The following is a 10792-nucleotide window of genomic DNA, read 5'->3' as shown; positions in this document are numbered from 1 at the left end:
CAATGAACCTGAGAGAACGAATACAACAAGACCCCATATTTGAAATTATAACAAATGCTATAGACGAAGAAGAATGTTTCATAATAGGCGGATATGTAAGAGATATATTCCTTAATAAAGGATCTAAAGATATTGATTTGGTATGCACCGAAAACAGTATAAAAATAGCAGAAAATATAGCAAAACAATTAGGAAAAGATGTCCATATTTCTATATTTAAAAACTTCGGAACAGCACAAATAAAATGGAAAGAATACCAATTAGAAATCGTAACCGCCCGAAAAGAAAGCTACCAAAAAAACTCCCGAAAACCAACAGTAGAAATTGGAACATTAGAAGATGACCAAAAAAGACGCGATTTTACTATAAATGCTCTTTCTATCAGCCTACAAAAAAAAACACTCGGAGAGGTTATAGATCCTTTCAACGGAATAGAAGATATACAAAAAAAAATATTAAAAACACCCCTCGACCCTAATATCACTTTTTCCGATGATCCTCTCAGAATAATGCGTGCTATAAGATTTGCCTCACAACTCAATTTTGATATATCCCACGAAACTATGAACGGTATCATTCATAATAAAGAACGATTAAAAATTGTATCTGCTGAAAGAATAACAGAAGAACTCAATAAAATCATTCTATCACCCCAAATATCATTAGGATTCAAACTATTATACAGCGCCGGTGTTTTACAAATTATATTTCCTGAAATGGCAAACCTCCAAGGAGTAGAAGAAGTAGAAGGAAAAGGACATAAAGATAATTTTTACCATACCCTCAAAGTGGTAGAAAATATATCAAAAGTAAGTGATGGTATATGGCTCCGATGGGCTGCCTTATTACACGATATTGCAAAACCTCTCACTAAAAAATTCTATCCCGGAATCGGATGGACATTCCATGGACACGAAGAAAAAGGAGCAAGAATGGTACCAAAATTATTTCACAGAATGAGATTACCCATGGATTCTAAAATGCAATACGTCCAAAAACTAGTCCGCCTTCACCTCCGCCCGATAGCTCTCGTAAAAAAAGAAGTAACAGAATCTGCTATCAGACGACTCTTATTCGAAGCAGGCGAAGACATAGATGACCTTATGAAACTTTGCAAAGCAGATATTACCAGCAAAGACCATAACAAAGTTCAAAAATACCTTGCAAATTTTCAATACGTAGAACAAAAAATTATCGAGGTAGAAGCAAAAGACCATATACGTAACTTCCAACCCCCTATATCAGGAGAAATTATTATGCAAGTATATAATTTACCACCCTCTAAAATCATCGGCGAAATAAAAGAAGCCATAAAAGAAGCCATATTAGAAGGAATAATCCAAAATAACTTTCACGATGCCTATAACTTTATGCTTACAATAGCCGAACAAAAAAAACTTACATTGGTAAAACCTTATAATTATTCCTAACTACTCAGATACTCTTCGCTTGAATTCAAGTGTTAAACACAAAAATATGCGTAGTATCTACCCGAATAAGAGAAGCTACATCTACAGCCACTGTAAATAAATATCAATAGAAGGGTTCTAAAAATGGATGTATTCAAAAAAAAAGTGTCGGTAACTATTCATTTTTAAGAGATACAGTTTTTAGGATTTGAATTTTTAGAACCCCTCTTATGTTATTATTTTTATTTTTTTACCAGTCTAAATTCTATTAAGAGCGAAAAATATAATAGAATAGTAGTAATGAATTGCTTTGTGTTTTAATATAGTTTCTAAATATATTCTCATAATTTTTTAGGAATACTTTTTGGTCAGCCCAATAAAGAGAGCGGCTGTAAAAAGCAGCTCTCTCTTTTTCTATGTATTATTACAAAAAAAGGAATAGAAATTGAGAATAATTTGCAGATAATTATTACGATATTAGTAAGAATGAAAAAAGTAGTAAATTTGTTTTTTGCTCCTGATAGTTTTCAAATGGTTACAATATGTATTATTGTATAGTTTCATTTTTTATTATCAGGGTTCTTACTAAAAAAAAACCGAATCCCATATGCTCACAAATATTTTATTAGAAAACAATTCTTTTCTGAATACAAACCAATCCAATTTCTACCCCAAAGAAACAAGGGAAGAAAGTATATTGATAAATGGGCATACTATCAAAAAGATTATCAATGAGTTTTGGACTTCTCAGCAAAGGCAGGCACACTCTCTCCACGAAATATCTTACAGGGCTTGCTTTAAGCCACAGCTTCCACGATTTTTTATACAAAGATTTACAAAAGAAAACGATATTGTTTACGATCCTTTTACAGGCAGGGGAACTACTATTATAGAAGCGGCTTTGCTCAATAGAAACATTATTTCTAATGATATAAATCCCATCAGCAAGATATTCTGTAGGGGACGGCTCCATATCCCCCATGTTTTTGAATTGAAAGAACGGCTTTTTTCCATACCTATATATAAAAATATACTGCCCGATAGAGACCTTTCTATGTTTTATCATACAGAAACGATGAAAGAGATACTTTCTTTGAAGCACTCTATTCAAGAAAGAATTATAAACGCAAAAGCAGATGCTCTGGATTTTTGGATACAAATGGTTGCTACCAATAGATTGACGGGGCATTCCAAAGGGTTCTTTTCTGTTTATACTCTCCCCCCTAATCAAGCGGTAAGCCCTAAGAGGCAATTGAAAATAAATGAACAAAAGAACCAAATCCCCGAATATAGAAATACGAAAGAAATTATTTTTAAGAAATCGAAGCAACTGCTCAGAGACATTACTACCCCTCAAATACAAATTCTCAAAAACAAAGCGGAGGCATCATTATTCTTAACAAAAGATGCCTCTGATACCCCCGAAATACCAAATGAATCTATCCAACTCACGGTAACCTCGCCTCCATTTTTAGATGTAGTTCAGTATACGGATGATAATTGGTTACGATGCTGGTTTAATGGTATTGACACAGAAGAAATTGCCAAACATATTACCATTACTAAAAAATTAAGTGACTGGATTATTATTATGACGAAGGTATTTAAAGAGCTTTATCGCATTACAAAACAGGAAGGATATGTAGCATTTGAGGTAGGCGAAGTAAGGAATGGCACTATAAAATTAGATGAACATATAGTAGATATAGGTATAAAGGCGGGATTTATATGTTTAGGGATACTGATAAATGAGCAAGTATTTACCAAGACATCAAACATTTGGGGCGTAGATAATAATAATAAAGGCACGAACTCTAACAGAATTGTTATACTAAAAAAATGAACGAGCATTACATACATACATTAGAAAACATTATAAAACAAATGTTAACTCCTGTAAAAAATATTCCTCTCAAGCTTATTATAGAAGCTATCAGTAAAAAGGAGGTTATAACATTTGATAAAAAAAACCAAATTCATATACATCTTTTAAAAAACATTATTATTGCAGTAGAATCTGCTTTTCAATCCATAAATGAAAAAGGAATTATAGAAAAAAGACCTAACGAAGTAGGAAATAAAATAGAACCGTTTCTTAAAAATTCTCTCAATCAAATAGATTCCTTTCATTCTCAAGTTCCAAAAACATCAGGAGTATACATCAATCAGCAGGATACCCTGATATAGAACTTCAATATGCAAAAAATTCTTTTTGTTATATAGAATGTAAAACCTACAATAAAGAAAATATTCATTCTACTCAAAGATCTTTTTTTCTTTCCCCTTCAAATAATTTTAAAGTAAATTATGATGCATTACATTTTATTATAAGTTTTGAAGTATTTGTAGAAAAGCAAATAGAATCTCAAAATCTCTATAAAGTAAAGAGATGGATGATAATAGATGCTTGTTATTTAGAATGCGATGTGAAATATGAATTTAACTCCCATAACAAAAAACTATATCACCCCGATATTTTATTAGCAGAGGGAGAATAATTTGGAATACTCAAAGAGAGCATACTATCAATACTCTCTTTTTTTCCAAAAAAATTTATTCTATTGCTTCCCATACATTTTCAAAATACTTAAAATGAGTACCGATGGAAATTATAATTCACCATTAACACCGAGAATAACGCTCTCAGCTTATGCAAACATTATATTCAAAAAGTGTATTCACAATGTAAAAGGGAAAGGTATAAAATTTTTATTATATTTTTGCTTTTGCGTCACTGTGAATTAAAATCTATATTTACAGACAATACATTACAACCTACAAATTAATTATTTATCTAATCAAAAAAATGAATTATATATCTTTTTTTATTTCAGTGTTTGTTCCCTTAGTTATGGGGTATATTTATTATCATCCCGCTTTATTAGGAAATGTATGGATGAAAGCGAATGGTTTTACAAAAGAGAGTTTAGGGAATGGTCCTAAACCTGTGCTTTATTTATTGGCACTATTAGTATCTTGTCTGTTTACCTCTTTTTTATGGGCTTGGACTACAGGGGTTGGTGGTCAAGAGCAATTACAAGTCGTTGACCCAATAGATGGACATAGCTACGTAACTTTCAAGCATGGGGTAGCACATGGTATTATTTTTTCTATCACAGTATTATTACCAATATTTATTACTATGAAAATTTTTGAAATGAGAAAATGGGCATGGGTATTTGTTAATTGGGGATACTGGAGTATTACAGTAATGCTTATGTGTGGAATTTTGAGTGCTTGGAGATAAAGTTTATAAGGTATTAACAAAGAAATAATTGTTAATAAATAATTCTTACTCATCAAGACAAACAAATCTCTCTCATAAAAATATCTTTATGGGAGAGATTTTATTTGGTGTACAATCAATAAAATTAACAAATGAAATTATAACACAGCATTAAGATTGGAAAAAAATAAAAGAAGCTACGAGGTCTTTTCTCGTTTTGATGAAGTGCGAGAAAAGTGGGAGGAACTACTACCGCAAGCACATCATTTACGCAATGATGATTTGTTAGTTTTAGAAAAAAGCAATATAGATGATATTCAATATAAGTATTTGAATCTTTACGAAGACAAAGAATGTATAGGGATTCTCTATTTACAAGAATTTGTTTTTAGTCAAAAACACTATAATAAAAGGGTATTTGAGAAAAAATACGTTCGGATGTTCCAATGTTTCATAGAAGGACAAAATCATAATTTACTCATTTGTGGAAATTTGTTTCGAGTAAATTTTCAGGGATTTTATTTTAAAAATAAAACAGACGAAGAAAAATTATTTGATTTTTTGTCTCTCTACAGGATGGACCATCGAAGGAAAAAAAATTTTTCAGGCATATTAGTGAAAGATTGCTCGTATGGATTTAGTTTTTCTCAATCCACAATTCCATCCCAATATAAACCATTTCAACAAGACATCTCTATGGAACTACACGTTTCCGAAGAGTGGAAAACTTTTGAATTGTATTTGCAAAAATTATCAAGAAAATATAGACAAAGAGCCACAAAAATTCTAAAAGATTCTGCACCTGTATTGTTGAGAGATATGAGCGAACAAGAAATTATCTTTTATCAAAAACAAATATATGAAATGTATCTTCATATAGTAAGAAAGCAAACTATTACTTTAGGAATTTTGAATGAGACATATTTCATTCAGATGAAGTATTTATTACGAGAGAATTTTTGTATATATGGTTATTTTTTGGATAATACTTTGATTGGTTTCGCCTCACATATTTATTATCCCGAAAAACAAAAAATGGAGATACATTATATTGGATATAGCGAGGAGGTAAATAATACACATTCCCTGTATTTTGCGATATTATTCGACGGTTTGAAAACAGCCATTCATAAGAATTATAGAATAGTGGAATTAGGAAGAACTGCTCTGGAAGCAAAAGCAAGTTTAGGAGCGGTGCCTGTTGAGAAATATAATTATATATGGATAAGAATTGGATTAGCACGTATTACTTTTAACTTTTTGAGTAGTTGGTTTTTAGAAAATATAGGGGCTACTTGGAAAAACAGGAATCCTTTTAAGTCCTCGGAGTAATAGGTTTTCATATCTTATTCTACGTTAATATATTTATGAATCTGAATGGAAATTTTCCATTGTGGGTTTTGCTTGACATATTCGATGAGTAGGGGGAGCATTTTTTCTTTCGCAGACCATTCGGGTTGGAGAAAGAGTTTGCATTGTGGATTCACCAATTTCTTGTATTCTTCTGCCCATTGAAAGTCGGACTTATTGTAGAGTATTATTTTGAGTTCGTTTGCTTTTTTAGTAATTTCGGGGAGAGGTTTTTTGAATTTTTTTGGCGAAAGGCATATCCAGTCCCATATTCCTGTGAGAGGGTAACTACCTGAGGTCTCTATATGTGTTCTATATCGTAAAGTTTGAAGAGCAGTGGTGAGCGGTAGCATATCGTACATAAGCGGCTCACCTCCCGTGATAATAGATAGTTTTGTAGGAAATGCTTCTCCTTTCTTGAGAATGCTTTCTATAGATGTAAGCGGATGTTTTTTTGCTTCCCACGAATCTTTTACATCGCACCAAAAGCATCCTACATCACAGCCCCCTAAACGAATAAAATAAGCGGCTTCTCCCTGAAATTCACCCTCTCCCTGAATAGAATAAAATGACTCCATCAATGGTAATGTTTGCATGTATATTCGTTCAGTTTTGTATGTGTGCAAATTTTTTGCGTTCGTAAATTAAATCAAGAACCATGCATCCATATTTTCTTTGCAAGAAGATCCCCTTTCGTTTCCACGTGTTCGGGATCAGGAATACAACAATCCACAGGGCAAACAGCTGCACACTGTGGTTCTTCATGAAAACCTGTACATTCGGTACACTTTTCGTGGACTATATAATAAAATTCTTTGGAAACAGGGGATTGATTGGTTTTTCCATTTATAATGCTTCCGTCGGGAAGGGTTACCTCTTGAAGACTTGTTCCGTCTGACCAAGCCCATTCCGATCCTCCTTCATAGATTGCAGTATTGGGACATTCGGGTTCGCATGCTCCGCAGTTAATACAGTCATCTGTTATCATTATTGCCATAAATATCTCTTTTGTTTTAGTATAATGGTAGGGTCTAAAAATTAATGTGTATGATTTTGAAAAGAATACAAGAAATCTTTTACTCTTTTTCACAATGATAATACAAAGCAATACATTTTTCTCATTTCCTCTATTTTTTTCTTATTTTTCTGCGTATTTTTGAGAAATATATTTTCCAAAGAGGCAATGATTGAAATTGTGGGATATTTTTTTTGTTGTGTTCCCATTTGAGCATGGGGACATCTTTTGGAAAATACTTTGATGTTTAAGAGACCTCAGCATTCCTTGCAAAAATGAGATAAAAAAATCTTAAATATTCAATGTTCTAAATTTGTAACTATGGCATTTTGTCTGTAGATAAGGTGCAAGTCTTTATTGATGTGAAACTGTAAGGTATCAAATGGTCCAAATTTTTTATTTCCATTTTATTGTTGCTTCTTTATTTACTCTTTCGGAATCTCTTGCTAATGTATTTCTTTCATCCATTTTTTCATAACAGGGGAGAGAATAAATATAAGAGCGGCAAATCCGAGTGATGCATATCCTATTTTTTCGAACCCATTGAGATATATATCTAAGGTATATATTCCGTTTGTATTGTTAGTATCAGGAGAATGCTCTATGGTAAAATATTTTCCAATGATACCCCCTATCATAAAAGCGAATGAGGAGGATAAAAACCATACTCCCATCATAAAGGAGCGGATACGTATTGGAGAAAGATCGTTTATTTTAGAGAGGCCAACAGGGGACATAAAAATTTCTCCTGCTGATATAAAAAAATACATAATGATGACAAAAACAAAAGGCACGTATCCTTGTTCATCTGCAAAATAACGAGAGGTGCTTATGAGGAGAAAAGCGAAGCCGATGAGTGCTAGTCCTCCTACAAATTTATAAGGTGTTCGAGGATTTTTTCCGTATTTTGAAAGCCATCCCCAGAAAAACGGTGCTGTAAAACTCAGAAGAATAATAAAAAATGGATTTAAGGCATTAGAAGAGGCGGCACTCATCCATCCCGAAGTATTTACATTTCTTCCCACAAAAAGAGTTATTATACTCCCCGATAGCTCGTGAAATGCCCAAAAAAAAGACATAAAACAAGTGAGTAAAACGGCTACTATGAGCTTATTTCTATATTCCTTCGTTTGTTTTCTTATAAGAAAGAACAGATAGAGTAAAATAGACGCAAGGAGAACAAAGAATAAAAGCTTTACTACAGACCCTTCAAATATATTTCCGATGGTATATATTTCATAATTGGAGATAAGCATCGTTATAAAAGGAACTATACAGAGAGAAAGAAGGGGTATCCATACTCTCATTGGTATACCAATATATTTTTTTTGGAGTTTTTCCGGATAGTGAGGGAGACCTTTGTCCCCGAATACCCCTGATTTTAAACCAAAAAGAAAACAAAAAAGACCTAAAATCATACCTACTCCTGCTGCTCCAAATCCGTAATGCCAACCGTAGTTAACTGCAAGGTAAGCACAGAGAAGGGGAGCTATAAATCCCCCAATATTTATACCCATATAAAAAATGGTAAAACCGCTGTCCTGACGAATATCCCCCTTAGAATACAGAGTGCTTACAAAAGTAGAAATATTGGATTTAAAATAACCCGTACCAACAACAATGAAAGATAAACCGATAAAAAATGTCCATTCCGCATTGAAAACAAGGATAAAATGCCCTATCGCAATGAAAATACCTCCCAAAATAATAGAATTTCTATATCCATAGAGAGAATCTGAAATCTTTCCGCCCAAAACAGTAACCGCATATACTAACGAGCCATACGAGGCATAAATAATGATGGCTATAGAATCTCTTTTTTCTAAAGCTACGAACATTTGCTCCACCATATACAGTGTAAGCAATGCTCTCATCCCATAAAAACTAAACCTCTCCCATAATTCTGCAAAAAACAAATAAAATAAACCCCAAGGGTGTCCTAAAAATTTCTTCTCCGTTGATATGTTGTTCATATGAAAGTATAAGTATTATTGATTTTTTTGTAATTATTCATATATTAAAAAAGAGAAACATTTTTTATTTTTCTACTATTCGCATAGAGAAATCTTTGTCATATACTTAAAGGTGGGTTCTAAAAATTGATTTATTCAAAAAAAGTGTTGGTAACTATTGATTTTTAAAGGATACAGTTTTTAGGATTTGAATTTTTAGAAACCCTCTTAAAAAAAAAACATATCTATTGGTTCTTTATGAGAATCTTTCAATGTTTTTCCTTCGCATTGAAGCACTCTAAAAGCATATTTTTTAATAATCTGATAATTATGAGTTGCCATAAAAATAGCAGTTCCTCTATTATTTATATCTATAAAAAGGTTAAAGATGGATTCTGATACGTATGGATCTAAGTTTCCTGTCGGCTCGTCTGCAAAAAGTATAGATGGTTCGTTAAGTAAAGCTCTTGCTATTACTACTCTTTGTTGTTCTCCTCCCGAAAGTTGATGTGGGTATTTATTCCCTACGTTACCTAATCCTACTTCGTGAAGTACTTCTTGCTCCCTCTGTTTTATTTTTTGAGTATCCTCCCAACCGCTTGCTTTCATTACGAAAACAAGATTATCTGAAACAGTTCTATCGTATAGAAGTTGAAAATCTTGAAATACTATCCCTACTTTTCTTCGTAAAAAAGGTATTTGAGACTTTTTTATGTTATGAAGCGAAAAATCAGCTACTTTTACTTGGCCACTTTTTAAACGCAAGTCCGCATATAATGTTTTTAGAAGGGAAGTTTTCCCCGATCCCGTTCTCCCTATAAGATATACAAATTCTCCTTTTTGTATTTCAAAAGAAACATCTTCCAAAATATTTTTTTCATTTTGATAGATATTTACATGGGATACTGAAACAACAGGTGCATCTGAAAAAATCATTTCTTTAAATAGTAAGTTTTTGTAGTTTGCCAAAAGGCATAGTGTCTATAATCTCTTTCAATTGTTTTTCTTTCCCTGAAAAACCATACTTCCCTAAATTGTCAATAATTCTATCCGCTCTAAAATAGACAAGAATACTCATATCATCATTTCTTATCTGCACACAATCGGGTATTTTATGAGTTCCTTTTGTTTTTATTATATACATATAAAATAAGAATGAGGAAACCAATCATAATGGATGTATGGTTACCATTTGAATTTTGAAAATTAACTTATAGTATGATAATGGAATAGCATACAAGCGATAAAATACTTTTGTTTTCAAAAATATGTATTTATGAATAGAAACACATACTATTTATTTTATTTTTTGATGTTTTTTATGGAATAAAAAAATAAAAAACAGATTATTTTTTTATAAATACTCTCTTTGGTATTTTTTATTCTTCATAAAAGGATATCGTTACATTTCCCTTACCGAGTGCTTGAACAAGATGACGAGGATTATCAATATGTCCGATTTGTGTATATTGGTATGTCGTTTCAAAAGTTTTATAGAAAATAACCAGAGTATTCGTTTCCCATAGCATTATATCCCCTATGTGAATAGTTCTTACTGCTTCTGTGTTTGTTGGTAAGGGAGTTGGTAGCTGAGCATATTTTTCATTACTATGTAATTCTATCATATATAATACGAGAGGTAACTGTGCTTTGAGAGCTTTGGTTGTTTCATTTTTATAGAGTGTGGTTGAGAAAGTATTTTTTCCAATTTTTATTATCATTGTGTGTTTATTTATTTTATTCACATGAAAATGAGCAGTATACGCTCGTTCGTTTTGATTTAATATTTTTTTATTACTACAAAGGTGAGTGCTCAATGCTTTTTATCTCACTATATTTT

11 protein-coding genes are annotated in these 10792 nt (G+C 32.1%); 5 read left to right on the top strand and 6 right to left on the bottom strand.

Going from position 1 to position 10792, the window contains the following annotated elements:
• Nucleotides 1-2 precede the first annotated feature (2 nt).
• From QM536_00315 to QM536_00295, 5 genes are all read left to right on the top strand, one after another.
• On the top strand, nucleotides 3-1430 hold the full coding sequence (locus QM536_00315) for an HD domain-containing protein (GenBank protein ID MDI9355460.1): 1428 nt from the start codon (nucleotides 3-5) through the stop codon (nucleotides 1428-1430).
• A 586-nt stretch (nucleotides 1431-2016) separates the two neighbouring features.
• A complete protein-coding gene (locus QM536_00310) occupies nucleotides 2017-3252 on the top strand; it encodes a DNA methyltransferase (GenBank protein ID MDI9355459.1) in 1236 nt (411 codons plus the stop codon).
• Complete coding sequence (locus QM536_00305; GenBank protein ID MDI9355458.1) at nucleotides 3249-3596, top strand: hypothetical protein; 348 nt, start codon at nucleotides 3249-3251, stop codon at nucleotides 3594-3596. Before QM536_00310 ends, QM536_00305 begins: the two co-directional genes overlap by 4 nt.
• Nucleotides 3597-4215: 619 nt before the next feature.
• Complete coding sequence (locus QM536_00300; GenBank protein MDI9355457.1) at nucleotides 4216-4656, top strand: DUF1761 domain-containing protein; 441 nt, start codon at nucleotides 4216-4218, stop codon at nucleotides 4654-4656.
• Nucleotides 4657-4812: 156 nt separating this feature from the next.
• Complete coding sequence (locus tag QM536_00295; protein MDI9355456.1) at nucleotides 4813-5967, top strand: hypothetical protein; 1155 nt, start codon at nucleotides 4813-4815, stop codon at nucleotides 5965-5967.
• A 14-nt stretch (nucleotides 5968-5981) separates the two neighbouring features.
• On the opposite strand, the gene QM536_00290 is transcribed toward QM536_00295, so the two are convergent.
• From QM536_00290 to QM536_00265, 6 genes are all read right to left on the bottom strand, one after another.
• A complete protein-coding gene (locus QM536_00290) occupies nucleotides 5982-6581 on the bottom strand; it encodes a 7-carboxy-7-deazaguanine synthase QueE (protein MDI9355455.1) in 600 nt (199 codons plus the stop codon).
• A 53-nt stretch (nucleotides 6582-6634) separates the two neighbouring features.
• The gene (locus QM536_00285; GenBank protein MDI9355454.1) at nucleotides 6635-6982 is read right to left on the bottom strand and encodes a 4Fe-4S dicluster domain-containing protein; all 348 of its coding nucleotides are present in this window, start codon (nucleotides 6980-6982) and stop codon (nucleotides 6635-6637) included.
• 464 nt (nucleotides 6983-7446) lie between these two features.
• Nucleotides 7447-8973, bottom strand: coding sequence for an oligopeptide:H+ symporter (locus tag QM536_00280; GenBank protein ID MDI9355453.1), 1527 nt, complete (start codon nucleotides 8971-8973; stop codon nucleotides 7447-7449).
• Between the two features lie 207 nt (nucleotides 8974-9180).
• Entirely contained in the window at nucleotides 9181-9888 is a 708-nt protein-coding gene (locus QM536_00275) for an ATP-binding cassette domain-containing protein (GenBank protein MDI9355452.1), read from the bottom strand.
• A 4-nt stretch (nucleotides 9889-9892) separates the two neighbouring features.
• On the bottom strand, nucleotides 9893-10096 hold the full coding sequence (locus QM536_00270) for a hypothetical protein (GenBank protein ID MDI9355451.1): 204 nt from the start codon (nucleotides 10094-10096) through the stop codon (nucleotides 9893-9895).
• A gap of 235 nt (nucleotides 10097-10331) precedes the next feature.
• A complete protein-coding gene (locus tag QM536_00265) occupies nucleotides 10332-10673 on the bottom strand; it encodes a cyclophilin-like fold protein (protein ID MDI9355450.1) in 342 nt (113 codons plus the stop codon).
• Nucleotides 10674-10792 lie beyond the last annotated feature (119 nt).

Source organism: Chitinophagaceae bacterium, from assembly GCA_030053935.1.
Lineage (GTDB): Bacteria > Bacteroidota > Bacteroidia > Cytophagales > JASGCU01 > JASGCU01.
This window is presented reverse-complemented; position numbering and strand designations above follow the sequence as displayed.